The organism is Vibrio rotiferianus, assembly GCF_002214395.1.
GTDB classification, from domain to species: Bacteria; Pseudomonadota; Gammaproteobacteria; order Enterobacterales; family Vibrionaceae; genus Vibrio; species Vibrio rotiferianus.
In genome coordinates this window covers 697,748-722,596 of record NZ_CP018312.1, presented here as the reverse complement: position 1 = coordinate 722,596, position 24,849 = coordinate 697,748, and the positions used below count along the sequence as shown (strand labels likewise).

21 protein-coding genes are annotated in these 24,849 nt (G+C 45.7%); all 21 read right to left on the bottom strand.

Going from position 1 to position 24,849, the window contains the following annotated elements; translation table 11 throughout:
- Positions 1–32: 32 nt before the first annotated feature.
- Positions 33–1,073 (bottom strand): flagellar motor switch protein FliM, encoded by a 1,041-nt coding sequence (fliM, locus tag BSZ04_RS12435; protein ID WP_010449607.1) that lies wholly within the window; start codon positions 1,071–1,073, stop codon positions 33–35.
- A 7-nt stretch (positions 1,074–1,080) separates the two neighbouring features.
- Positions 1,081–1,581, bottom strand: a complete 501-nt coding sequence (fliL, locus tag BSZ04_RS12430) for a flagellar basal body-associated protein FliL (RefSeq protein ID WP_010449610.1) — start codon at positions 1,579–1,581, stop codon at positions 1,081–1,083.
- Between the two features lie 40 nt (positions 1,582–1,621).
- Positions 1,622–3,733, bottom strand: coding sequence for a flagellar hook-length control protein FliK (locus BSZ04_RS12425; RefSeq protein ID WP_088881594.1), 2,112 nt, complete (start codon positions 3,731–3,733; stop codon positions 1,622–1,624).
- A 385-nt stretch (positions 3,734–4,118) separates the two neighbouring features.
- Positions 4,119–4,562 (bottom strand): flagellar export protein FliJ, encoded by a 444-nt coding sequence (gene fliJ, locus BSZ04_RS12420; protein ID WP_088880499.1) that lies wholly within the window; start codon positions 4,560–4,562, stop codon positions 4,119–4,121.
- A gap of 6 nt (positions 4,563–4,568) precedes the next feature.
- Positions 4,569–5,888 (bottom strand): flagellar protein export ATPase FliI, encoded by a 1,320-nt coding sequence (fliI, locus tag BSZ04_RS12415; RefSeq protein WP_010449616.1) that lies wholly within the window; start codon positions 5,886–5,888, stop codon positions 4,569–4,571.
- Between the two features lie 3 nt (positions 5,889–5,891).
- Entirely contained in the window at positions 5,892–6,692 is an 801-nt protein-coding gene (fliH, locus tag BSZ04_RS12410) for a flagellar assembly protein FliH (protein WP_088880498.1), read from the bottom strand.
- 69 nt (positions 6,693–6,761) lie between these two features.
- Complete coding sequence (fliG, locus tag BSZ04_RS12405) at positions 6,762–7,814, bottom strand: flagellar motor switch protein FliG (RefSeq protein WP_010449620.1); 1,053 nt, start codon at positions 7,812–7,814, stop codon at positions 6,762–6,764.
- On the bottom strand, positions 7,807–9,549 hold the full coding sequence (gene fliF, locus BSZ04_RS12400; protein WP_010449622.1) for a flagellar basal-body MS-ring/collar protein FliF: 1,743 nt from the start codon (positions 9,547–9,549) through the stop codon (positions 7,807–7,809). Before fliF ends, fliG begins: the two co-directional genes overlap by 8 nt.
- 15 nt (positions 9,550–9,564) lie before the next feature.
- Positions 9,565–9,876: a flagellar hook-basal body complex protein FliE gene (fliE, locus tag BSZ04_RS12395; RefSeq protein ID WP_010449625.1), complete on the bottom strand. Its 312-nt coding sequence runs from the start codon at positions 9,874–9,876 to the stop codon at positions 9,565–9,567.
- 128 nt (positions 9,877–10,004) lie between these two features.
- Positions 10,005–11,411, bottom strand: coding sequence for a sigma-54-dependent transcriptional regulator (locus tag BSZ04_RS12390; protein ID WP_038884879.1), 1,407 nt, complete (start codon positions 11,409–11,411; stop codon positions 10,005–10,007).
- Between the two features lie 37 nt (positions 11,412–11,448).
- Positions 11,449–12,480 carry a sensor histidine kinase gene (locus tag BSZ04_RS12385; RefSeq protein ID WP_010449629.1) on the bottom strand — a complete coding sequence of 344 codons (1,032 nt, stop codon included), beginning with the start codon at positions 12,478–12,480 and terminating at the stop codon, positions 11,449–11,451.
- 154 nt (positions 12,481–12,634) lie between these two features.
- On the bottom strand, positions 12,635–14,101 hold the full coding sequence (locus BSZ04_RS12380; protein WP_088880497.1) for a sigma-54 dependent transcriptional regulator: 1,467 nt from the start codon (positions 14,099–14,101) through the stop codon (positions 12,635–12,637).
- A 282-nt stretch (positions 14,102–14,383) separates the two neighbouring features.
- Positions 14,384–14,794 carry a flagellar export chaperone FliS gene (gene fliS, locus BSZ04_RS12375; RefSeq protein ID WP_010449633.1) on the bottom strand — a complete coding sequence of 137 codons (411 nt, stop codon included), beginning with the start codon at positions 14,792–14,794 and terminating at the stop codon, positions 14,384–14,386.
- Positions 14,795–14,806: 12 nt separating this feature from the next.
- Positions 14,807–15,112: a flagellar protein FliT gene (locus BSZ04_RS12370; protein WP_010449635.1), complete on the bottom strand. Its 306-nt coding sequence runs from the start codon at positions 15,110–15,112 to the stop codon at positions 14,807–14,809.
- Positions 15,113–15,115: 3 nt separating this feature from the next.
- Positions 15,116–17,134 (bottom strand): flagellar filament capping protein FliD, encoded by a 2,019-nt coding sequence (gene fliD, locus BSZ04_RS12365; protein ID WP_038884883.1) that lies wholly within the window; start codon positions 17,132–17,134, stop codon positions 15,116–15,118.
- Positions 17,135–17,154: 20 nt separating this feature from the next.
- A complete protein-coding gene (flaG, locus tag BSZ04_RS12360) occupies positions 17,155–17,583 on the bottom strand; it encodes a flagellar protein FlaG (protein WP_088880496.1) in 429 nt (142 codons plus the stop codon).
- A gap of 81 nt (positions 17,584–17,664) precedes the next feature.
- Positions 17,665–18,795 (bottom strand): flagellin, encoded by a 1,131-nt coding sequence (locus BSZ04_RS12355; RefSeq protein WP_088880495.1) that lies wholly within the window; start codon positions 18,793–18,795, stop codon positions 17,665–17,667.
- 298 nt (positions 18,796–19,093) lie between these two features.
- The gene (locus tag BSZ04_RS12350) at positions 19,094–20,227 is read right to left on the bottom strand and encodes a flagellin (protein ID WP_088880494.1); all 1,134 of its coding nucleotides are present in this window, start codon (positions 20,225–20,227) and stop codon (positions 19,094–19,096) included.
- A gap of 263 nt (positions 20,228–20,490) precedes the next feature.
- The gene (locus BSZ04_RS12340; protein ID WP_010449644.1) at positions 20,491–21,624 is read right to left on the bottom strand and encodes a flagellin; all 1,134 of its coding nucleotides are present in this window, start codon (positions 21,622–21,624) and stop codon (positions 20,491–20,493) included.
- A 152-nt stretch (positions 21,625–21,776) separates the two neighbouring features.
- Positions 21,777–23,204, bottom strand: coding sequence for a melibiose:sodium transporter MelB (gene melB / locus BSZ04_RS12335; RefSeq protein WP_088880493.1), 1,428 nt, complete (start codon positions 23,202–23,204; stop codon positions 21,777–21,779).
- An 88-nt stretch (positions 23,205–23,292) separates the two neighbouring features.
- Positions 23,293–24,645: an alpha-glucosidase/alpha-galactosidase gene (melA, locus tag BSZ04_RS12330; RefSeq protein ID WP_088880492.1), complete on the bottom strand. Its 1,353-nt coding sequence runs from the start codon at positions 24,643–24,645 to the stop codon at positions 23,293–23,295.
- Between the last annotated feature and the right edge of the window lie 204 nt (positions 24,646–24,849).

The window sequence follows — 24,849 nt, the reverse complement described above, 5'->3', positions numbered from 1 at the left end:
CAGCAAAGGCATTGAAATACTGGCGTGTTAATTTAATCGTCATCATCGCTTTCAAGCTCAGACATAATGTCCTTACCCAAAAACGCCAAATCCGTTTTTACTACATGTGGACGCTCGATTTCCTCAGAAACTTGCACTGCCAGCTTGTCTTCTGAGCGCCCCATTTTGACTCGATAGGTGGGTAAATCTTCAATGAACATCGTCGCGTGTTCTGGCATCTCAATCGGGATCACATCACCCGGTTGAAGTTCCATCAAGTCACGTAGAGAGATGTCTTTCTCCAGCAAATTCACACGAAAGTTTACCGGGCAATCCATGATCTCTTCACGCAGAGCAGAACTCCAACGTACGTCTGTTTCCATTTTGTCAGATTGAACACCCGCATCCAGCAATTCGCGGATAGGTTCAACCATCGAATAAGGCATTACAACGTGAAAATCGCCACCACCGCCATCAACCTCGATATGGAATGAGCTGACAACAATCACTTCTGTCGGGCTCACGATGTTGGCCATACTAGGGTTTACTTCTGAATCAAGATATTCGAACTCCACACCCATGACTGGAGACCATGCTTCTTTGTAGTCTTCAAAAACAATTTTTAGAAGTAATTGAATAATGCGTCGTTCGGTTGGGGTAAATTCACGACCTTCGATTTTGGCATGGAAACGACCATCGCCACCGAAGAAGTTCTCTACCAGAATAAACACCAGACGCGCTTCCATAGTGATCAGTGCCGTACCTTTTAACGGACGAAAACGCACCATGTTCAGACTGGTTGGAACGTACAGGGTATTTTGGTATTCACCAAACTTCATCATCTGTACGCCATTGATCGACACTTCTGCCGTTTTACGCAACATGTTAAACAGACTGATCCGCATGTGTCGTGCAAAGCGCTCGTTGATAAGTTCGAGCGTCGGCATGCGACCACGTACAATTCTGTCTTGAGATGAGAAGTCGAAGTTAACGGCACTCCCCGTGTCTTCGTCCATGGGTTCATCGACGTCATCAACATCGTCTACACCATGTAATAGCGCATCAATCTCATCTTGGCTTAATAGATCTGTCACGTTTTACCTATTGAATAACAAAGTCTGTAAATAAGACTTTTTCGATAACTGGTTTACCAACCGCAGCATTCAGCGCAGCTTTGATATCGTCAGTCGCTCGGTTTCTTAACTCAATTCGACCATCCGGAGAGCGCAGCTGCTCAACCGTAGCAGAAGCAAACGTTGATAGAAGAGAGCTTTCTATAAGTGGTGAGTGATAGCGAGCTAAGTTTTCATTTTCACTACCACGAACCATCAGTTGTGCTTTGATTTGAACAAGTCGATCCCGGCTATCACCTGTTACATTGAACACAAACGGCTGCGCAATATTAACGTAAGCGATTGGGTTTGCTGCCGCGACAGCTTGCGCGTCTTGTTCAACCGCGGCTTGTTCAGGTTCACTAGAGCCCATTAAAAAGAATGCAGCAGCACCGCCACCACCAAGCAATACGACGACTGCAATGATGATAATTAACAATTTACTTTTGCCTTTAGGCGCGTCAGCACCTTGTGGTTGTTCTTCTGCCATATTCTTCTCTTATGTTATTTGACGCTAAAACTCTGATATTTTATGCGTAAAAACTAATTCCATCACGCTTTGAAGTCACATTCAAATCAAGATTCACATCAGCATCAAAGTTTTCATCTGATTGACCAGAAAAACCTCGCTCTGAGCCACCTTTTCCAGACTGTTCTGATGCGGTATACCCTTGTTGTTGACCACTACTCTGCTGCTGAACAGAAGAGTCAGCAAGCTGCATACCTTGTTGAGCAAGCATTTCTCTTAAACGAGGTAGCGTCTGTTCAATCAAATCTCGAGCTTGTGGATTACTAACCGTAAAATGAACATTGGCTAAATCGTTGTTCATTGTCATGCGGATCTGCATACGCCCTAGCTCTGGCGGATCTAAGCGGATATCGAGGTTCTTAAGATTCTTCGTCATCATCATCTGCACTTTTTCTGCAACTTGTTCATTGGCTAGCTCTTTGGTTAGCTGCAGTGGTAATTGAGCTTGCTGAGCCGCATCAACTCGCGCTTGTTGCTGGGCCGTTACGCCTTGCTGACCTGCTGCTGCTTGAATTTGTCCCGCTAAACCATGCTGGGCTTCTGGTTTGTCCTGCTGGTGTGAAGTGCCTTTCAGTGCGCCAGCCGCTAGACTTGCGCTCATTGCCTTTTTACTTAAGTCTGGATTCGCACCTGCGTGCGCTGCAGGGGTCATATTGGCTGCAACCAAGGTATCTGGCATTGCCGCCATCGCCGCAGCTTTATCTGCATTTGATGTCACCGTTGTTTGCACATTGGCTTGCGTTACTGCATGTTTTAGGTCTTGCGTAGCAAGTTGGTGCGCTTGTTGAGCACTCACCGCTGAAGCCGCTACGCGACTTTGATTAAGCGTTGCTTGATGCTCGGCCATCGCCACTTTCACATCACTAGGTAAAGCGACAAATTGGGCTAACTCTTGCTCTGGGATATCCGCGACCAACTCGCCAGATTTTAGCCCTTCAATTATCTCGATTTCTTTTGCAGACAGAGGCTCACCCTGCGCTAACTTGGTATCAATAACGTCCAGCACAGCAAGAGCTACGCGTTGTACTTCAACTGCCTCGCTTTCTAGTGGTGCTGTTTCTAGTGGTATTGCCTGATTAAGAGCTTCTGTACCGACTAGCGCTTGAGCGCCTTGTGCTACGACTTGACCATTGACGGCTGCTTGGGTCGTCGCATTTACCATCGCTTCCGCATGGACCGCCTGTGTGCTTGGTGAGTTCCAATCAATCTGCGCCGCTGATGGGATGTCACCACCTTGTTGTGGCTGAGAAATGTTTGGCACATGTTGTACGTTTGACGCATTCGAAGCGACAACTAGCGGCTTGCCATCAGCGTCTAGCATCACTTTTTCAGGGTCAACCGAAGAAGTCGTCTCCATCCCTTTGATAGACGTATCTGTCGCTAAAGCTTTTTGTTGCTCCGAAGTTAGGCGAGCACTTTGCACATTACTAGCGCCCGCCGATACCATAACGCTTTCTGGTGGCAATGCTTTGCCACTATCTACAGAAAGCTCGTTTGATTGAAGCGTTTGGTTTGCTTGCTCAATACGCCCAAGTAGCTGCTGACCTTCTCCCATCGCGCTCTTCACTTGCTCGGTCTGTGGTTGCTCGGAAGATTTGGTTTGGGCAATGTTCGTTTGAGAGTCTTGAGTTGGCTTCGCAGCCAGTGAAGCTGATTCAGAACCAGTCGACGTCGCCTCCGCTCCCTTTGTCATTTCGCTAGAGTCTGGAGAGGTGGAACGACTTGCAGTATCTAATTCAGCTTTAATTGATTTACTTTCGGGGTCGCCATTTTGTGCACCTGCTGCTTTGGATTCACTCTGCTCAAGCAGTTCATCGGTTGACTCTGTGGAAGCAACTTTATCAGCTTCACCACCTTCCACAGAGACTTTTGCTTGGCTTTCAGCTTCTGAGTCTGCTGAAGCATCGTTAACCACTTCATCTTTGGTCTCTACCGAAGCGTCAGGTGCATCAGATTTTGCCACCGCCTTCTCTGCTTTTTGTGAATCACTAAACACCCCAGCTAAGGTTTCAAAAAAACCTTTGCTTTCAGGGTTATCTTCAGCAACCTTACTAGAAGAATCGGTGACCGACACCTTATTGGTTGCAGAAACATTCGATAAATTCACATTCATATAAACACTCTCATCATCGGCAGCGTTGAGCATATCGCTGTCGGATTGCACTTTGGCGGCAAACTTAGGTCACAAGACCCGATATTGATAGCTAATCTGCAAAAATCACGCCAACAGCAGATAAAAAGAGACCAAACTGAACTGTGGTTAACCTGGTTGAAAGAAGAACGAAATTTTCACTCGTGTTCGAAGGAGAGACAAATGTTAGGTAGCTGTGTTCATGTTGGTGCACACAATTATGATGACGTTGTTTAGCGAATAGATTTGCGCCCTTGGGCACTGACTCAAAGAATGGTAGTAATGGAACTTGATTCACTTGAGGGTTTGAAGGAATTGAGCAAGGTGCTATCTACGCACCTTGCTTGAAACCGTCGAGTGATAAAACTCAGAAACGTTGTGGCTTTCGGCTGTAGAGCAAGGTAGAAAACTCATCCATTTGCTTCTGCTCTCGCTTAGCTTCCGCCGCTTGTTTTTCTTTCTCGCGCTTTTCAATCATCCACTCGTAAGACATGCGCTCTTTGCGCATGTTTAACCAGTAATCTTGGCAGTTCGTTACTTGTTCCTTGAAGTGGGTTTCTGCTTGCTTCTGCTTAGATAGCGTTTCATCTAATTGCGTGAGGAATCGATTCAAATGCCCGTATTGACTTGCAGTAAGCCCCGCCATACCACGGTCTACGAGCTGCTGGCAGTAATCAAGACGATACTTTTCGATTTGTTCTACTTGGCGGTAGTAATCTTCTAGCTCAGTGCGCGCTTTGTTGAGTGCAAGCACTGCTTGGTCTTCACACTCTTTTGCCTGCTCAAGCAAGAATTCCATCGCATTATTCATAGGCTATTACCCACCCAAGAGGCTTTTCAACATATTCACACACATGTCGTAAGGAACCGACTCTTTCATCCGCTGTTGTAGGTATTCATCCAGTTTTGGTTTGATGGTAAATGCACCATCAATAGCTGGATCGGTGCCCGGCTTGTACGCTCCGATTGACACCAAGTCTTGGTTCTTGCGACAAATCGACAATACCTGACGTACCGCTTTTGACATCAGAACATGCTCCTCAGTCGTAATTTGCGGCATAACACGACTGACTGACTTCTCTACATCAATCGCAGGGTAATGACCGGCATCCGCCATTTCACGAGAAAGTACAATGTGGCCATCAAGAATCGCTCGTGATGCGTCAGCAATTGGGTCTTGAAGGTCATCACCTTCTGTTAATACTGTAAAAAATGCCGTAATTGACCCTTGCTCTGGACTGCCATTACCAGCACGCTCTACGAGCGCAGGAAGCTTAGCAAAAACACTCGGTGGATAGCCTTTAGTTGCTGGCGGTTCACCGACCGACAAAGCTATTTCACGCTGAGCTTGAGCAAAACGGGTTAGTGAGTCCATTAGAAGCAAAACATCTAAGCCTTGGTCTCGAAAATATTCGGCAATCGTTAGCGCCGTTTGACAACCTTTCAAACGCATAAGAGGTGATGCGTCAGCAGGAGCGGCGACAACAACAGAACGACGTCGCCCATCTTCGCCAAGAATCTCCTCAATAAACTCTTTTACTTCTCGGCCACGCTCACCAATCAGGCCAACCACCACAACTTGAGCAGTTGTTCCTCGAGTCATCATGCCTAGAGTTACCGATTTACCCACACCGGAACCTGCAAACAGACCGATACGCTGACCTTTACCAACCGTCAACAAACCGTTAATCGCTTTTAAGCCAACATCGAGTGGTTCAGAGATCGGTTTACGTGACAGAGGGTTGATGGGTTCGGCATTGAAAGATGCACGCTGCTCTGTGTACAGAGGCCCCAATCCATCAAGCGGGTTACCAACGCCATCAATAACGCGCCCCAAAAGCTCCATGCCTACCGGCAGGCCCGCTTCGCTGGTCAGTGGCGTCACTCTCGCGCCAGGAAGAATCCCTGTGATTTGCTCACTCGGCATCAAAAATAGATTGTCACCAGAGAAACCTACGACTTCTGCTTCCATATGTCCGGAAATAGTTTCAACCAAGCACAAACTACCAATTGGAGCACGACAGCCTGTTGCTTCTAGTGTTAAGCCCACAACTCTAACGAGCTTCCCTGAGGCAACAGGCCTCGTGGTAAGCCCTTCGATTTTGTAGCTTTTGAGGCGCTCAGCTAACGCAAGCATGGCTTACTCGCCTCCTTGATGGCGATTGGCTCCACAAAAACTCTGGATCACTTGCTTGATGCGCTCTTCCATTCGGTAGTTAATACTCGACTCTCCCGCGGAAATCTGTACATCACCACGATTTAACGCAGGCTCTGCTACAAGCGTCCAGTTACGGAACTCCAACTCACTCTCGCCATAAGAAGAGCGAATGATGGATACATCGTCGGGGTTAAGATGCAAAGTGATCGGGTGTCCACTGATTGGTAATGCTTCGACAGACTGTTTTACCGTATCAAGGATGACTTGAGGATTCGTTTGAACTTCTACATGAACCACTTCTTTTACAAGGCACAACACCATGTCTACCAATTGCTTTTCGACCTGAGCATTCATCAACTCAAGCGGTTGAGCAAATTGGTTAGCAAGATTAATAAAGGTCTCAACTTGTTGTTGAATGTACTCTTGACCTGCAGTCACGCCTTCGACTTTACCGAGTTCTAAGCCCTCTGCATGGCCTGCTTGTAGGCCTTCATCTTTACCTTTTTCGTAGCCTTGCTTAAAACCAGCCTCTTGGCCTTGATGCAAGCCTTCTTGATACGCTCCTTGCTTAATTAACTCGATTTGCTCTTCTGTTAATTCAAGAACTTGCTCTTCTTCAGGCTCATCAAAATTAGGCACCCACCCTGGGTCATAATTAAAGGCGGTCTCTTTCGCCTGCTTAGAGCTGGCATCGGCATAGTCTGGTAACCCCCAGCGCTGAGGTTCAACCATCGAATCCTCTTCGTCAGGGCGAATAAAGCCACGTTTTCTATCACCGACCATGGGGCACCTACTGTGTACTTAGCTTTGAAGATAATGAGCCCTGCGGAGAATGGTGCAGGGCTGTAGTGATTATAGGAATTCGTCCGCGCCGCCTGATAGCATGATTTCTCCGCTATCAGCCATTCGTCTTGCAATTGCCAGAATTTCTTTCTGCGCCGCTTCCACATCTGCAACACGTACTGGTGGCATTGCTTCAATATCATCGCGCATCATCTCAGCGGCACGCTTAGACATGTTCTTGAAGATCTTCTCACGTAGAGAGTCATCGGCACCTTTAAGCGCTTTCTGCAGAACGTCTTGAGGTACATCACGCAGCAATTTTTGAATACCTTGATCGTCCACTTCGACAAGGTTTTCGAATACAAACATAAGATCTTGAATTTGCGTCGCCATGTCTTCGTCTTGATCTCGAATCTGCTCCATGAGCAAACCTTCGACGTTGTTGTCGAGGTAGTTCATGATCTCTGCTGCTGCCTTCAAACCGCCAATCTTCGCGGCTTGTGCACCAGCCTGACCAGCAAACTGCTTCTCCATGATTTCATTTAGCTCAGCCAATGCAGAAGGTTGAACTTCCTCTAGGTTGGCGATTCGCATCATTAGGTCGAGACGCACGCGTTCAGGGAACTGAGATAGGATTTCTGCCGATTGATCCGCTTCTAGGTATGACAATACGATAGTTTGAATTTGCGGGTGCTCATTAACAATGATGCTGGCAACCTGACGAGGATCCATCCATTTCAATGAATCAAGACCTTTAGAACCAGTACCAAGTAGAATTTGGTCTACTAGGTTATTCGCTTTGTCCTCACCTAGTGCAGCCACAAGCGCATTACGCATAAAGTCTTCACTGCCCATACCGATGTTAGTGTACTTCTGAATGTCTTCCAGAAATGCACGATGTACCGCAGAAACTTTGTCCTGGCTAAGATCCTTCGCTCTCGCCATCGAACTACCAACACGCTGAACCTGCTTTGGTTCAAGGTGGCGAATTATCCCTGCCGCATCTTGTTCATTGAGACTCAACAGCAAAATTGCCGCTTTCTCTTCACCAGAAATGGTTGATGGGTCAATTTCTGCAGGTACACCCGCATTTTCTTCTTGAGGAACAATATCGTTAGCCATTATCCAACATCCAGTTCTTAACTACTTGAGCGGCAAGCTCTGGTTCGTTTGCGACTAACGCACGAACCGCTTTTAACACATCTTCATCTTTATGAAGGTTTGGTAGATCGATGCTTGAACCAAATTCAAACAGTTCACTACTCTCGATATCACTGCCAATCAGGCTGGTCTCACCATCTGCACCAATTGGTAGACCATCAGGTCCATACATTTCGTCTTCATCATCCGCCGCAGGGTTGAGAAGTTTCTTCATAGCAGGGCGAACAAGAACAAGAACGACCACGATAATGACAAGTGCACTTGCGAACCAGCGAACCCAGTCATTAAAGTTAGGGTGCTCCCAAATTGGCGTATCGGCCAACTGTTCCATTTCAGGTTCTGCAAACTTAACGCTCAGAACATTCAATAAGTCTCCACGCGCTTCACTAAATCCGACGGCACCAATCAAAACTTGACGGATGGCGTTAATTTCAGATTCACTGAGCGGTGTATACGTCACCTCACCTGTGTCAGGGTTAACATTGCGATGTTCTTTGATAGCTACGGAAACGGTTTGGCGGTTAATCACCCCTGTTTGCATACGCTCATGTCGAATGGTCGTATCCAACTCGAAGTTACGAGTTGACTCTTTGCGTACTGAGCCCTGGCCTAGCACCGAACCGTCTTTCATTTGCGCAACATCTTGCGGGATAGATGCATCTGCAGGAGGCTGATTACTTAGAGCACCTGGCACCCCTGCAACCATGTTGCCATTGTTATAATCTTCAAGTGCATATTCACTGCGAGTCGCAGGCGTATTCGGATCAAACTGCTTACGTGTTTGTTCGATGGCACTGAAGTCCATTTGAATATCAACCTGCGCGGTATAGTTTCCGTACCCCAAAATAGGCAAAAGAACAGAATCAATTTTTTCTCGCAAAGATTGCTCTTGGCTGCGTTCAAGCTCTTGCTCTTTACGGCGAGCGGCGGAAACTGGGTCTTGTGAGCCAGAGTTAAGCAGACGTCCATGCTGATCCGTCACTGTAATTCGAGACGTTTTCATCCCAGGTACGGCGCTTGCCACCATGTCGACAATAGAGTCGACTTCCTGCTGCTTCAGGTTTGCTCCAGTCGATAAAGTTAAAAATACCGATGCCGAAGCTTCTTGGTTGTGACGGACAAAAACACTGTGCTTTGGTAATGCAAGTAAGACACGAGCCTTGCGAACTTGCTTCATTTCTTCAATTGCTTGGGCAAGCTGCCTTTCACGGCTGAGTTTTAAACGCTCTTGCTCCAAACGCTGAGACACACCAAAACCCATATCTTGCAAAAGGATATCGTCGCCAGCCTCAGTCGCTTGATTGACACCTGCACGAACCATTCCCAACTTAATTGAGTTGTAGTCGCTCGCTTCGACGGAAATCGTATTACCATCAAGTTTATAATTGATTTTTTGCTGATCTAAGTAGTCTAAAACTGGGATAAGTTCTTCAGTTTCATACGCGCCAAGTGGTCGCATTTCTGGTTCTTTGACCCAGAAAAACAACATCACAATTAACGCAACACAGATAGAGATAGAAAGTACAAGTACGACTTGTCGCAGCAGATCGAGATCACCTACTGCCATATCAAACTTTGATGCACTGCGCTCTTCTAGATCTGGATTTTGACCTTCAACATCTATATCCGAACTAGAGACAAGAGCGCCATCGGTTCCGCCATCAGAGACGGTTAAATCTGTAGACTGTTCTGCCACACTTGTTACCTAAAATTAAACTGGCATGTTCATGAGGTCTTTATAAGACTCAATGAGTTTATTTCGAATTTGGACAGTTGCATCGAATGCGACGCTAGATTTGTTTCGTGCAATCATAACGTCAGAAAGGGATACGTCAGCGTCACCGCGGTCAAAGCGAGTTTGTAGATCTCCAGACGCTTTTTGCAATGAGTTAACGTTATTGATGGCTTTAGTTAAAAGATCACCAAAATCTGCGCCCACTTTTGCACCAGTTGCAACGGGAGCAGTATTGCTCGCCTCTACCATCATGGCACGCATTTGTGATTGAAGACCATCAATTTTCATTGTCACCTCTAAGCCAAAAGTTTGACGACTAATATAAATCTATTTATTGACGCAGCAAGTAGCGTGCCATAAGACAATAGGCTCAATAGTGTAGCTACTCTTTTGTCTCATGGCTATTTACCCATGCATTAACCCGGAATTTCTATACCCGCGTCACGCATTTTGGCAAGTTTATAACGCAAAGTACGTGGGCTGATGCCCAACTTTTCTGCCATTTCTTTGCGGCGTCCATTACATTCGATAAGGGTTTCAAGAATAATCGCGTACTCCTGGTCTCGCAGTTCACCGCCTAAACCTTCGCTACTTGTCGTGCCACGCAGTGGTTCCACTTCCGCGATAGGTTTAACATCTGGTACAACTACATTGCCACTTTGAACTACGCTTTGCAGGCTACTCGCATCCTGCCAGTCAACGCCTTCCAGAAGAATATGCTCAGCTTCGATATCGCCATTGTCACTTAAAATCAGGGCACGCTGAACAACATTATCTAACTCACGCACATTCCCTGGCCACGGGTAACACAATAGTTTTTCGATTGAAGCGTAAGAGAAACTTGGTACTGGCATTCCCATTTTTCCACAATGCCTTTCAGCAAGATGTTTAGCTAACGGTTCGATATCCCCTTTTCTATCGCATAATGCAGGCCATGAAATTGGGAACACATTGAGGCGGTAATACAAGTCTTCACGGAAGTTGCCTTCTGACACATACTGTTTAAGGTCGCGGTTACTGGTTGCAAGTACACGCACATCTAGCTTAATGCTCTTGCGGCTACCTAAGCGCTCCACTTCACGCTCTTGTAATACGCGCAGCAGTTTTGCTTGTAGGTTTAAGTCCATCTCACTGATTTCATCCAATAAGATAGTGCCACCTTGTGCTTGCTCGAACTTACCCGGGCACGCTTGTACCGCGCCAGTGAAGGCACCTTTCTCGTAACCAAACAACGTTGCTTCAAGCATATTATCCGGAATTGCAGCGCAGTTGATGGCAACAAACGGACCGTCTTTACGGTTTGACGCATTGTGGATGTAGCGCGACATCACCTCTTTACCCGAACCGCTTGGTCCAAGGATCATCACGTTTGCATCAGTACGAGCAACTTTATCTGCAAGAGCAAGTAATTGAAGGCTCTTTTCATCAGCAACAACGGCATCGCCATTATCGTCCGATTTGATAGGTGCGTAACGACTCACCATGTTGAGCAGCACTTCAGGCGCAAAAGGTTTCGCCATGTAATCAATGGCGCCATCTTTCATCGCTGATACCGCATCTTCAATATTGGCATACGCTGTCATCAACAAAACAGGTAAGTTAGGCCAATTTTGCTTAATGTTACGCAGTAAAGCGAGCCCACCCATCCCTGCCATTTGGACATCAGAGACAACAATATCAACTGCATTGGATTTCAATTTAACTAATGCGTCTTCTGCACAATCTGCTTCTAACCACTCATAGCCAGCTAGAGCAAGTGTGTCTACTAATGCTTCACGAAGACCTTCATCGTCTTCAACGATAAGCACTTTGCTTTGCGCCATTACGATTCTCCAGTAATTCTTGTTCGCAGTGTCAGCATTATTCAGACTCTGCTTGCACTCGCTCGAGTGGAATGCAAATAGTAAAGCAGGCTCCATCACCCTGCTCTGAAAGAAGTTCAAGTCTGCCATCATGGGCACGACAGACCATTTGCACAACGGCTAGCCCTAGACCAGTACCTTGGGAACGTGTTGTAAAAAACGGTTCCATAATCTTGGTTTGTAGTTCGTCAGGAACGCCAGGACCGTTGTCCTGAACCGAGATTCGCAGCTCTCCATTCACAGGTCGGAAGAAAACATCAATTTGGGATTCTTTACCGCCAATCTGGATCGCGTTCATTACTAAGTTACTAAGAGCTGATGCGATAGCGTTGGCATTACCAAGCAATACCGTATCCTCTTGCTCGACCTCTTGGAAATAATCGATTTGATTGTTCTTGAGAGCGGTTTCAACCATGGGCTGAAATTCGGCCACTAACTGTGCAATCGTGAAAGGCTTAATAACCTTATTATCACCACCTTTAGCAAAAAGCAGCATATCATTGACCTGCTTTTCCAAATCGTGCAGTCGATCCATTAATTTGCTTTGAAAACGCTCTTTTGTCGCAGGTGGTAAATTTGGAGCAGCAAGGTTAGAGGCATAAAGCATCGCACTTGAAAGCGGCGTTCTAACCTGATGCGCTAGAGACGCCACCATTCGACCTAAAGACGATAAACGCTGTAAATCACTCACACGTGATTGAAGTAAGCGCGTTTCTGTTAGGTCAGTGATCAATATCAATTGCCCCGTTGTCGAGGCCGAAATCGCAAGTCTCACCTTACGACCGTTTCTCAGGGAGATCTCATGCCCATCGTCTTCACGAGGGTCGAAAGCCGCCTGAATGATGTTAAACCACTTTTCGTTGACGAGTGGTACTTCAAGAATACGATGCGCTTCTGGGTTCGCCTCTCTGACGACACCTTGTGTATCGAGCAAGATGACACCGGCAGGCATTACGTCCAGAACTTGCTTGTACTGCTCAACTTGGTTTTCTACCGAGTCTAAGTGGGACTGGTTTGCTTTATTGTCCATTTGCTGCCTGTCGAGATATCGCCATTTAAATACTAAAATAGCTTGGTACGCAATTAACGTGCCAAGCTATTCTTTATATTTATCATGAAGTTAACCCTTCGACAAGAAGTTGACACTCATAAAAGTGTGGTTTTATTGTCGATTTTAACTAGGGCTAGCGCTGTAAATTGTATTTACGCATCTTCTCAACCAGTGTTGTACGGCGCATGCCCAACATATCAGCAGCACGGGCAACTACCCCACCTTGCGCTTCTAATGCTTGGCTAATCATATTGACTTCCAAATCAGCTAGAAGCTCTTTTAGGTTCACACCTTCTGGTGGTAGAGCTTGCGGAGCATTAAGGTTGTGGTCCAAATCACTCTGTTCGTCAAAATTGAAGTCTTCAGAGAAGATGTCTTGGAAAACATCTCTCTCTTGCTCTTCTACAGAAGTAAATGGATTTCCTTCCGGCTGGAACTCTGGAATATCACTGTAGCGATATTTGGTTGGCAAGTGATTAACGTCCACCAAACTATTCGGGTAAAGGATAACCATACGCTCAACCAAGTTTGCCAATTCTCTCACGTTGCCAGGCCAATGATGCTCCATCAGTGAATTAATTGCTCGTGGTGTAAAACATATTGGCAATCCACCTTCAGCTTCTAAACGCGCCATCAGCTCTTGTAGAAGCAAAGGGATGTCTTGCTTACGAGATTTTAAAGCGGGCATTTCAATTGGGAAAACGTTTAGGCGGTAGTATAGGTCTTCGCGGAACGACCCCTCTTCAATCATGCGCTCTAAATTGCGGTGGGTTGCTGCAACAACACGAACATTAACTTTAATCGTCGTGTTACCGCCAACGCGTTCAAAGCATCGCTCTTGGAGAACACGTAGCAATTTGACTTGCATCGGCATTGGCATATCACCGATCTCATCAAGGAAAATCGTGCCACCTTCTGCGAGCTCAAAGCGGCCTTTTCGAGATGTTAAAGCCCCCGTGAATGCCCCTTTCTCATGACCAAAGAGTTCACTTTCTAATAGCTCAGGCGGGATAGCGCCGCAATTAATCGGTACGAATGGGCCATTGCGATGTGCTGAATGGTAGTGAATATTGCGAGCAACAACTTCTTTACCTGTGCCAGATTCACCAAGGATCAATACGTTTGCTTCCGTACCCGATACTTGCTCAATCAGATGACGAACTTCTTGGATACCACGACTTTGGCCTACAAGGCTTCTAAAAAGCGTATTCTTTCGCGCAGACGCAACAACGTTGACACCTTTTCGTCCCAAAAAGTCTTTGCAATGTCGCAGCGCTTCGCTCAGTTGAGGAAAGTTAAGAGGCAGCTCTAACTCTCCAACATAGTTCGGAAGCTCATCAACAGAAAGAGGTAACGGTCCCATGACAAGCAAAGGAATATGGTGCGCTTGGCTCAAATAAGCAATAACTTGCGTCATCGTTTGAGCATTGGATATATTGCCGACAATACAACCAGACCAAACACCAGACCAATCCACTTCGTCCAGTTGTTTAGAGCTGACAGCATCGCAACTCTCTCCAACAAATTCCAATATATTGCTTATATTCAAGCGACTCGGGGCGTCGTCATCGATTACAAGCAGCTTTGCCAAACCTTGCATAAGTAAGAATAATTGCCTTTGTTTTTGGTGTGTTGCGGCCAAACCTTGATAAGCGAATTTGAGTGAACGAATAAGAGACCGTCTCAAATAACGATAGACAAAATAAGAAAATCAGCAACAAAAAAAGCCATTAGGGCCACTAATGACTTCTATTTTATTTGAATAAAAAAATAAGGCAACCAAGCAATAAAGAGGTGTGAGCTCGATTGAAACTTTAATGCACCAACTGTTGTGCAATCAGTAGCAATACATTATGTCTGTCATAAAGTATTGTTTTCGATATTAAATACCAACTTCAGCCGCAGTTAGGTTGTGGAACTCTTGTGGAATCTGGTCCCATGCTGATTTGATCTCTCGAATAATATCGATCACATCATCAATAGGCTGAGGATCATTTTGATGGTTAGCCGCTGAAATCTGAGTAATCATAAACTCATACAAAGAATCTAAGTTTGAAGCAATGTCACCACCGTCATCCATAGATAAGCAGCTACGCAGTGCAATAATGATGTCTAACGCTTTACCAAGACGCTCACCTTTTGCAGGAATGTTGCCTGCTTGCATCGCTGCTTTGCCTTGAATCAAACGTTCAATTGCACCAGCCATCAGCATTTGAATTACTTTGTGCGGAGACGCAGCACTTAGTTGGCTGTCAACTGAAACCTTTTTATATGCCTGTAATGAACCGCGCATAGTATTCCTCTTTTATGTAAATTTTTTGTACTGCTGAAGAGAACGTTGGCCGTAACGAAGCTTATGAAGCTGCTTCCCTAGTTGGCTCGTTTCACACTGCATCAGCTCAACAATTTCTTTAGTTCGAGTGACCACTGCTTGCCACTCCGCATCCTGCTTCAAATCAGTATTGCCTTCGACAATAGGCAGCAGGTTTTGCAACATCTGTTCCCTAATATCGACCAAACGCAAAATTTCTTCAGTATTTAGTTCAACTTTTTCTAATTCTTGAGAAATTAGTTGATCGAGGTCACGCAAGCTTGCTAGTTCAGATTCCATTTATTAACCCAACGCGCTCATTAATGCACCGAGTTGCCCCTGCATTTTGCCTGTGGCGTCTTGCATGGCTGTAAACTTGTCATGGGTACGCTTTTCAAGCCCCTCTATGCGGCGATCTAATGCCGCCTGATCGTCATTTAAACGATAGTTTTGTTCTGTAAGGCTTTTTTCTCTGGTTCTGATAGAACCCGTGATTCCGGTAATACCATGAATGGCATCTTCTATCCGCTTAGCAAAACCTGTATTGCCGCCAAAAAACTTTTCCAGTTCGTTAAAGTTATTGTTGAGCTGCTTATCAAGCATCTCATAGTTTATCTCTAGAGTACCTTGTCGAGTGGTGGTGACCCCAAACTCAGTGAGTGACTTGAGGTTTTCTGGCGCTTTTTCAATGCGACTCGAAAACACTGACTTCAATCTAGAATCAGCACTCCTAACGGTGCTATCACCAGCTAAGGGGCCTTTTTGTCCAGTCATCGGGTCAACACCAGACAAAGCTTTGGAGGTTTGATAAAAGTTGTTATATGCCGAAACAAACGTCTCTATATCTTGGCGCACACTCTGCCTGTCATATTCCACGCCAATTTCTGCGGCAGGCTTGTCCTTGGGTGTCGTACCTTTCAAGCTCAAGCTTACACCTTCAACTGCATCTTCTATGACGTTGTTGTGGCTAGAAAGTTGAGCAACGCCATCAAGTACGACTAGAGAGTCTTGACCCGCTTGAACCTGAGCCATCCCCATGTAAGTCTCAAACGATTTTTGTGCTTTTTCTAATTTAGCTTCAGCGACGTCAATCTTTTCAAGTTTTTCACGCTCTTTGGGGTCAAGCTTTGCCCTGTGCATCTGAGTAGCTTGATCTTGAGTGAGTTCACCACGAGCTACTTTTTCGTCCAGCTCCTGCTTCTCGTCAGCGATTTTTTGTTCAATCTCCGCTTTTTCTTGCTCTAGCTGTTGCTGCGCTTCTTTCGCAGTAACATAAGAGTCCGTCAACGTACCTGATGCGGTGTTTGTCCAGCCAGGGATGTCAGGAGCTTTTCCTATCGCTTTTTCATCGAGTTCAAGCTCAGGCGTGCGATAAGAGTCCAGCAAAGTACCAGATGCCGCTTCTGACCAGCCGCCGATGCTATCTTCAGGCATCATGCCTGCTTTCTTCTGCGCTTGATCTATCGCCGCTTGACCAGCTTTTGCCGCTTCTGCACCAAATGATGAAATAGGTTCATTCTTATCAGCGTCAGAGGCGTTTTCCTGCGGAGATGAGGCTTCTTCAGGAGGAATAGGATTACCTTGCTCATCAAGCTCTTGCGGAGCATTTGGATCAGCGAGTTTGTCATTTTCTGGAGAGGTTAGCGGACCAATGATCTCTTCCGCTGCATTGCGAGCGTCTTCGAGCGCTTTTACTCGCTCTTCTAACGTTTTGTATTCAAATTTCTTAAGTGGGTTCCCCACTTCAGAATCAACATTGATATGAAGTTGATGGTCCTTGCCTGATTGGTTCGAGGCAAGGATCAGACGTGGCCCTTCTACATCGTTAATGATGGAGGCACGGACACCAGGGTTACCCTTGGCCCCATTTATTCCACGAACAACATCGGCTAGTTTGGTACCAGCACTGACATTAACTTCGAAGTCTTTGTCACCTAATGAAATCTGCAGCTTACCAGGACCAAATTTTGCGTCTTCAGGAACAACATCCGACGCCAATTTATGGCTCTGTGCAAGCTGCAACACATCGATAGCATACTTACCAGCTATAGCATCAGTGGTTGCAGTTGCTGACACGACAGCATCGTCCGTTGTATCAACTTTACGAACGGCAAATGCTTTCTCTTGACGAAAATTCGCCATGAGATTTTTCATCGTATCCAATGATTCTCTGAGTCGCCCATAGGCACTAATGCTGGTGTCTATCTTCATTCGCTCATTGTCGATGCGTTGCTGTTTTGGCACACGCTCCGCATCCACAATTTTGCTGACCATGGAATTAATATCCATGCCACCAGACATACCCAAAGGGCCTAAACTCATCAAATCACCTCAAAAACGACTTACACCTTTTCTACTAACAAACCTGTGTTAGCAGAATGTGCGGCTAGACGACGTAATATCTCCAGCATTTCTTCATCAGGTATCTGGCGAATTACATCACCAGTGGTGGCTTCATAAATCGTCACTACATCTCTACCTGATTCTTCATCCACACGAAATGCGACGCCTTTATTGATGGATGTAACAAACTCATTCATTTGATCCACAATCTTTTGTCGCTCTTCTCTGTTCAGCTCTTTTTGCTGTTCAGCAATTTCTAATGCCGCTTGAACAGAGAAGTCATGCTCAGGTTCTTGCACTGAACTTACAGTGCTAGCCCCTGTTGGACTTGAAATTCTAGCTTCGTCTCCGCCATTTTCTTTAGCAACTTTTATGCCACTAGGTGAGCCGTAAGGCTGGATGTTCGATGCGTAAGAGGATATTTCCATCACACTCTCCCTTCCACCTTAATAGCTAGCGATAGAGTTCTATCGCTATGGTGACCTAAAACTTAGGCTTAGTCGACCCAATTAGCCCAGTAGACTTAGCGCTGCAGAAGGAGACTGCTTTGCTTGAGCTAAAATAGAAGTACTCGCTTGCTGAAGAATTTGCGACTTCGTCATCGCAGTTGTTTCTTTAGCGTAGTCTGTATCTTTAATGCGGCTCTTAGATGCATTAACGTTTTCATTAATGTTGTCTAAGTTGCTGATCGCATGGTCGAATCGGTTTTGGAATGCACCTAGAGACGCACGTTGGCTGTCTACAGATTTAAGTGCGCCATCAATCACAGCAACCGCTTCCTGAGCGCCAGCAACTGAAGTCACGTCAATATCTTTTACAGATACGTCTTTCGCGTCGCCAAAGCCGATCTCACCCGCTAGACCGCCAGAGAACTCAACTTCGCCATTTACTTTTTGAGTCGCAGCAAATACTTGAAGTTTGCCATCTTCACCAACAGAAGCTTTTACATCTTCATTTTGACCATTGATGTAGGTCGCAAGCTGTTCGATGTCGTCGCCTTTCTTCGCTTGAATAGTAACTTCTTTCTCTTCACCAAGCTTAGTTGTGTACTTCATGCTTAGTTCTGTGTTGTCGCCTACTTTCCAAGACGCATCTTTACCTTCTTCTGCAGCGTAGCTCTTACCACCCATTTCTGTCGTGTCTGAGCGTAGGTTACCCATAGAAAGCTTAACGGCTTCACCAGAGTCTGCACCGATTTGGAAAGATTGAGTACCGTAAGTACCGTTTAGAAGTTTGTTACCACCGAACGAAGTTGTCTCAGCAATACGGTTTAGCTCATCGTTTAGCGCTGTTACTTCTTCTTGGATCGCTACACGTTCAGCTTTAGAGTTTGAACCATTCGCAGATTGCAGCGATAGGTCACGCATACGTTGTAGGATGTTGGTCGATTCATTCATTGCACCTTCAGCTACTTGTGCAATAGAAATACCGTCGTTTGCATTTTTTACCGCCATATCTAGGCCGCGGCTCTGTGCATTCAAACGGTTTGAAATCTGTAGACCTGCAGCATCATCTTTCGCGCTATTGATTTTGTAGCCCGAAGACAAACGCTCCATTGATTTTTGTTGACCTTCAGCCGCTTGGTTTAGGTAACGCTGTGCGGTCATTGCAGAGACGTTAGTATTAACGTTAATCGCCATAATTGATCTCCTTAAGGCTTTTGCTAATGCACCCTCGTGTCTCTCACCTCACTTAGGTACATCTCATTTCTCTCAGTCCCTTTAACGGCGACCTTTGGATATCCTTTAGGAGAAAATTAATTTTTTTTGCGATTTTTTTAATCGACACTCTTAACTGTGATTTACATCTCACCTGCACACTATTTTTGGTTACCGCTTAGCCACTTAGGCATCAAAACGAAAAAAACCCAGCCGAAGCTGGGTTTACTCGCTCATCTCTCACCACGAGCCAATGAGGTTCCTGTCTTAAGTTAATGAATTAACCTAGTAGACTTAGCGCTGAGTTAGGCGCTTGTTTCGCTTGCGCAAGAATTGAGCTTGACGCTTGCGATAGAATTTGTGACTTGGTCATTTGAGTCGTTTCTTTCGCGAAGTCTGTATCTTTGATACGGCTCTTCGATGCGTTCACGTTCTCGTTAATGTTATCCAAGTTGCTGATTGCGTGGTTGAAACGGTTTTGGAAAGCACCTAGCTCTGCACGGTGGCTATCTACGTATTTCAGTGCCGCATCAACAATAGCTACAGACTCTTGTGCACCTGCAACAGATGTTACGTCGATCGTATCTACTGTTACCGCTTTACCCTCATCTAGGCCTAACTCACCAGAAAGCCCACCAGAAAAAGATACTGCACCATCAACTTTGTTGTTACCCGCAAATATCTGTAGCTTACCATCTTCACCTACAGATGCTTTCACTAGGTCAGTTTGACCGTTGATGTAAGTTGCTACTTCTTCAATATCATCGCCAGCTTTTGCGTTGATAGTGAACTCTTGCTCTTCACCAAAGCTGTCTTTTAGCGAGATAGTCAGGTCTGCTTTGTCGCCAGCAACCGACCAGTCTTTACCTTTACCGTTTTCAGCGACGTAGCTGCTGCCACCCATCATTTGGTTGTCTGAGCGCATATCTTTAAGGTTAAGCATTACTGCTTCACCGTTGTCTGCACCGATTTGGAAAGACTGGGTACCGTACGTGCCGTTCAGCAGCTTGTTACCACCAAATGATGTCGTTTCAGCGATACGGTTAAGCTCATCGTTTAGTGCCGTTACTTCTTCCTGGATCGCAACACGCTCTGCTTTTGAGTTAGAGCCGTTTGCAGATTGTAGAGATAGGTCACGCATACGTTGTAGGATGTTGGTTGTCTCATTCATTGCACCTTCAGCGGTCTGTGCAATTGAAATACCATCATTCGCGTTACGTACCGCAACGTCTAAACCACGGCTTTGAACGTTCAAGCGGTTCGAGATTTGTAGACCCGCAGCGTCATCTTTTGCGCTGTTGATTTTAAAGCCTGAAGACAAACGCTCCATTGAAGTTTGTTGAGCTGAGTTTGCGTTGTTTAGGTAACGCTGAGCGGTCATCGCCGATACGTTTGTATTTACATTCACTGCCATGGTGATTTCTCCAATTGATTTTCCGATGTAGCGGTTTCCGACGTCTCGGAAAACCAAGTAGTTCTCTCAAAGTTACTTTTATTAACGGCGCTGCTTCTGATTTCTTGAGGAAAAAAATACGTTTTTTTGAAAAAAAGTTCGTTTGGGAGGGAAATAGTGATGAAGTAAATAAAAAAGCAAAAAAACTTTAAAATTCCACTAAAGCTTCTTTTATTACTGTCGATACAGGCTGATTTTGCGCTGAATTTAGATATCTAAATTCATTAACCTAGCAGGGTAAGAGCTAAATTGGGCGCCTGTTTTGCTTGAGCAAGAATCGTCGTACTAACCTGTTGCAAGATTTGTTGCTTCACCATTTGAGTGGTTTCTTTCGCATAGTCAGTGTCTTGAATACGACTTTTTGATGCTGCTACATTTTCGTGAATGTTATCTAGATTATTAATCGCATGGCTAAAGCGGTTTTGGTAGGCACCAAGTTCGGCACGGTGGCTATCAACGTACTTCATCGCAGTATCAAGAACAGCTACCGCTTGTTGAGCACCACCGACAGACGTAATGTCGATGTTATCAACCGCATCGTAACCTTTTAGCTGCAACCCCAGTTCATTCGCCAAATCCCCCGAGAACGATAAAGTACCTGAAGTTTCTTCTCCAGCCATAAATAGTTGTAACTGACCTTCTTCATTGACAGATGCAGTGACTTTGTCAGTTTGACCATTAATATAAGTCGCAAGCTCTTCGATATCGTCGCCAGCTTTGGCATTAATCTGAATGGTTTCAGTTTCCCCAAAGCGATTAGTAAATGACATGCTAAGATCATTCGCACCATCTTTTACGTGCCAATCAGAACTTGCGCGTCCGTTTGCAATGTAACTAAAGCCGCCCATATCAATACCATCACTGCGCATCGACTTTAATTCAACTTGCACCGCTTCACCTGACGCTGCGCCAATTTGAAATGCCGACTTACCAAAGCTGCCATTCAGCAGTTTTCGCCCACCAAAAGAGGTGGTTTCGGCAATGCGATTTAGCTCATCGTTGAGTGCCGTCACTTCTTCTTGCAGTGCAGTTCGTTCCGCTTTACTGTTTGAACCGTTAGCAGACTGGAGCGACAAATCACGCATACGCTGCATGATGTTAGTCACCTCATTCATCGCGCCTTCCGCAGTTTGCATGATGGAAATGCCGTCGTTCGCGTTACGCACGGCAACATCTAAACCACGCATTTGCGATTGTAAGCGGTTAGAGATTTGCAGACCTGCAGCGTCATCCTTTGCGCTGTTAATACGCTTCCCTGAAGACAAACGCTCCATGGATTGGTTCAGCATGTCGGTTGCACTGGTCAAATGACGCTGTGCGACAAGTGCTGCCACATTGGTATTAACGGTGATCGCCACAAATATTGGTCCTGAAATTAAGGCTTTGGATACTTATCGACCAAATTTCAGAAAGGTTTAGTGTTTTTTGGAAAAGAGATGGAGAAGTAAAACGGCGGTTCGTAGTGTGGACAGGTCAGCGTAAACAATAAGCTTACGCTGACTGTTTAGGATTAGAGTGCTTCTGCCGGCTCAGCAGGTTTGCGCGTAAGATCTTTTGGCGTCTCTTGCGTCGTAATATGGTCGTACTTCTCCGTCAGATGATCTTGAATCTCCTGATGATAAGCGCCGTTGAGTTTGTAGAAGCGGAAGTACACAACTAAAGCGATAGCAAAGAAGAACGCAGGCAAGCCGACCATGATGCATTGCATGCCAAACACGGTTTCAGGGCTTTGTTCCATGTTCGGTACATAATCCACCGCAGTCAACGCGATACCGATGAAGAAGGCCGCAAAAGCAGAACCCGCTTTCACCACCAGCGTTTGAACTGAGTACGCGATACTCTCACAGCGTGAACCTAGCTTGTATTCACCATAGTCCACCGTATCCGCCACCATAATGACGTTCAGCACCCAGAACAACGCCGTACCGATCTGCAATAACACACCCGCAGTAGAGATCAGCAAGATGCTTTGTTTGTCGTATATGCCAACGTAGATAAGGACTGCACTGCCTAAGATTGGGAAGCTCGATGCGCACGCCCATAAAACTCGACGAGAAAACATTTGAGCCAGTTTAGGGAAAAGAACCAGAGTAATTAGATTAGCAATACCAGCATACGCCATGTAGTAAGGGAAAAGCTCCTCATTACCGACCACATAGGTGAAGTAATACACCGCAAAGGCTGTGATGATGTTCGTGGCCAAGTTGTATGACAGTGCCATACAAAGCACGCTCGTTAACTGGTCATTTTTGTAGATAAGAGAGAGGAGTTTCTTCAGTGAGACTTTTTCTTCAGGTTTTGAAGTATCCAGTTTGTCCGTCGAGTAGCGCTCTTTAACGTTACGTAGTGTGATGTAAGTTGAGACAAGGAAACAACCAATAAGTAGCAGTGCGAACACTTGGAACCCAAAGCCTTTGTCGTCGCCGCCAACATAGTTCACGAATGGCATTGCGATAGCTGCCGTCACAATCCATGCAAGACTGGCGAAGAATCGAGGGTACGGAACCAGCTCTTCACGCTCGCGCTTGTCTAGTGTCAGTGTTGGAACCAGTGACCAGAAAGGGATATCCATTAAGGTGTAGGTCATGCCCCACAAAATGTAAGTCACTGCAGCATAAGCAAGCAGCCATGGTCCCTCGATGTGATGCGCACTAAACAACATCAACAACACGACCGAGTTGGTAATGGTACCGATCAAAATCCAAGGCTTAAATTTGCCCCAGCGAGAGCGTGTGTTATTCACGATCCAGCCCATAATCGGGTCGTTGACCGCATCCCAAATACGCGCCACCAAAAAGATGGTTCCCACTGCGGCAGCCGAGATACCAACAACATCGGTGTAGTAGAACATCAGATACATGTAAACGATGGTGATAGCGAAGTCTTTACCAAATGCGCCAAAGCCGTAGCTTAGCTTGGTATTCATAGAGATACTCATTTGTTGCTCCTTACGCCTCCTCATCGAGAAGGCGCAGTATATTCACGTTATTGTCGTTTTTATTGATATTGATTTTGTGATTCTGGATTTACTGATGCACCCACGCTGGCAACCAGCCTTCATGTGCCTCAATCAAGTCATCGACTAGTGCATAAATCTCTTCTAACCCGAGTACTGCAGCGGTGTGAGGGTCAAGCATGGCTGCGTGATAAATGCGATCGCGGTTTTCCGTCAAGATGGCTTCTGTCAACAGGGTTTGAACGTTAATGTTGGTCTGCATTAATGCCGCCAAGTGATTTGGTAAGCGTCCTGCTTTGATAGGTTGAATGCCGTTTGCGTCCACCAGACAAGCCACTTCCACACAACAACCTTGTGGCAAGTTGTCAATTAACGCTTCGTTCTTCACGTTGCCGTAGATAACACTCGGCGTGCCTGTCCAAATCGAGTTCATGATGGTACTCGCGTATTCATGTGACTCTTTGACGGTGATTTGATCCGCGTTTTTGAAGTCTTCGAGGTCTTTTTTCCAGTCAGCAATTTGTTCTACACAGCGTTTAGGATATTCATCCAATGGCACTTTATAACGTTCAATCAAATCTGGGCGATTTGGTTTGATGAAATATGGTGTGTATTCAGAAAAATGTTCTGAAGATTCAGTCACAAAGTAACCCAACTTCTTAAACATCTCGTAGCGGACTAAGTTAGTACAACGGCCATTGTGGTGCAGACCCGGCTTCGGCGCTTTGCCAGCTTCAAATGCCTCCAGCAGATCAGGGTAGATATCAACATACTCTCCTTGCTCATTTTTCTTTTCGAGCGTCAGGTAGTAAGCCATGTGGTTAATGCCCGCACAGGTGTAACGAAGGTCTGAATATTCGATATCAAGGTCGCGAGCAAGCTCTTCCGCCGTGCCTTGCACTGAATGGCACAAACCCACTTGTTTGATATGCGGATATTTCTCGTACATTGCCCAAGTGTTCATCGCCATTGGGTTGACGTAGTTAAGCATGGTGGCGTTTGGGCACACTTCCGTCATGTCTTCACACACGCTCCACAGATGAGGAATAGTGCGCAATGAACGCATAATGCCGCCAGGGCCTAACGTGTCAGCGATGGTTTGTTCCAAACCGTGACGCTTACAAACCTCAAAGTCCGTCACTGTACATGGCTCATACCCACCGATTTGGAACGCGATGACGACAAAGTCTGCGCCTTGCAGTGCCTCTTTTTGGCTTAAGTGGCAAGTGATCGTGCCCGTAGCACCCGATGATTCCATCAGCTTACTCACTACAAGGTGCGATTCCTCTAAGCGGATTTCATCAATATCCATCAGGGCAATTTGCGCCCCTTTGAAGGCCGGTTTGTGGAATACATCACCAAGAATGTTCTTCACAAAAATCGTAGAACCCGCACCGATGAATGTGATTTTAGGGCTTTTCATAGTTGAATCCTTTTTGCTTTCATACTTTTGTTTCGATGCATTTAAGTTACACCTGTCGCAAGACCGAATTCGTCTCAGATAAACCAATCACTCTCCCGTTTTCTAATATTTAAAATCAGAAAATTCTAAATCTTAGGAAATGGGACATTTTTGTTTAAATTACGGATAAAAGAGAGAAAACCTAACGATGAGCCCAGCTGACAC

What these genes read in the sequence shown, in the direction of transcription:
- fliI (WP_010449616.1), bottom strand. Translation starts at nt 5,888, where the DNA reads ATGCTTGCGTTAGCTGAGCGCCTCAAAAGCTACAAAATCGAAGGGCTT.
- fliG (WP_010449620.1), bottom strand. Translation starts at nt 7,814, where the DNA reads ATGGCTAACGATATTGTTCCTCAAGAAGAAAATGCGGGTGTACCTGCA.
- flaG (WP_088880496.1), bottom strand. Translation starts at nt 17,583, where the DNA reads ATGGAAATATCCTCTTACGCATCGAACATCCAGCCTTACGGCTCACCT.
- melB (WP_088880493.1), bottom strand. Translation starts at nt 23,204, where the DNA reads ATGAGTATCTCTATGAATACCAAGCTAAGCTACGGCTTTGGCGCATTT.
- BSZ04_RS12370 (WP_010449635.1), bottom strand. Translation starts at nt 15,112, where the DNA reads ATGGAATCTGAACTAGCAAGCTTGCGTGACCTCGATCAACTAATTTCT.
- melA (WP_088880492.1), bottom strand. Translation starts at nt 24,645, where the DNA reads ATGAAAAGCCCTAAAATCACATTCATCGGTGCGGGTTCTACGATTTTT.
- fliL (WP_010449610.1), bottom strand. Translation starts at nt 1,581, where the DNA reads ATGGCAGAAGAACAACCACAAGGTGCTGACGCGCCTAAAGGCAAAAGT.
- BSZ04_RS12350 (WP_088880494.1), bottom strand. Translation starts at nt 20,227, where the DNA reads ATGGCAGTGAATGTAAATACAAACGTATCGGCGATGACCGCTCAGCGT.
- fliE (WP_010449625.1), bottom strand. Translation starts at nt 9,876, where the DNA reads ATGAAAATTGATGGTCTTCAATCACAAATGCGTGCCATGATGGTAGAG.
- BSZ04_RS12385 (WP_010449629.1), bottom strand. Translation starts at nt 12,480, where the DNA reads ATGGACAATAAAGCAAACCAGTCCCACTTAGACTCGGTAGAAAACCAA.
- BSZ04_RS12425 (WP_088881594.1), bottom strand. Translation starts at nt 3,733, where the DNA reads ATGAATGTGAATTTATCGAATGTTTCTGCAACCAATAAGGTGTCGGTC.
- BSZ04_RS12380 (WP_088880497.1), bottom strand. Translation starts at nt 14,101, where the DNA reads ATGCAAGGTTTGGCAAAGCTGCTTGTAATCGATGACGACGCCCCGAGT.
- fliJ (WP_088880499.1), bottom strand. Translation starts at nt 4,562, where the DNA reads ATGAATAATGCGATGGAATTCTTGCTTGAGCAGGCAAAAGAGTGTGAA.
- fliD (WP_038884883.1), bottom strand. Translation starts at nt 17,134, where the DNA reads ATGAGTTTAGGCCCTTTGGGTATGTCTGGTGGCATGGATATTAATTCC.
- fliS (WP_010449633.1), bottom strand. Translation starts at nt 14,794, where the DNA reads ATGCGCGGTTCATTACAGGCATATAAAAAGGTTTCAGTTGACAGCCAA.
- BSZ04_RS12390 (WP_038884879.1), bottom strand. Translation starts at nt 11,411, where the DNA reads ATGGCGCAAAGCAAAGTGCTTATCGTTGAAGACGATGAAGGTCTTCGT.
- BSZ04_RS12355 (WP_088880495.1), bottom strand. Translation starts at nt 18,795, where the DNA reads ATGGCGATTAACGTTAATACTAACGTCTCTGCAATGACCGCACAGCGT.
- fliH (WP_088880498.1), bottom strand. Translation starts at nt 6,692, where the DNA reads ATGGTCGGTGATAGAAAACGTGGCTTTATTCGCCCTGACGAAGAGGAT.